Below are 278 nucleotides of genomic sequence, written 5' to 3'. Positions count from 1 at the left end.
TAGACTGTATTGCGCTTGGGCTTGGTTGCTTTTGGGGGGCTGAACGTGCGTTTTGGCAGCTCGACGGTGTTGTCTCGACTGCGGTTGGCTATGGTGGAGGAGAGCAAGCTGATCCGGACTACAAAACGGTCTGTAATGGTGCGACAGGCCATGTTGAGCTCGTTTTGGTTATTTTTGATGCGTCGAAAATTAGCATACAAGAGATTTTGAAGGTTTTCTGGGAAAAGCATGACCCAACACAGGGCATGAGGCAGGGGAATGACATCGGTTCTCAATAT

1 protein-coding gene is annotated in these 278 nt (G+C 49.3%); it reads left to right on the top strand.

Annotated features, from left to right (window positions below; all coding sequences use genetic code 11):
• The coding region (gene msrA, locus A3739_RS08280; RefSeq protein WP_068501007.1) for a peptide-methionine (S)-S-oxide reductase MsrA at positions 1–278 on the top strand (278 nt) is incomplete at both ends.

The sequence above is a fragment of the Oleiphilus sp. HI0067 genome (assembly GCF_001635735.1).
The sequence above is the reverse complement of the archived record's forward strand: the minus strand, read 5'-3'. Positions and strand labels throughout refer to the sequence as shown.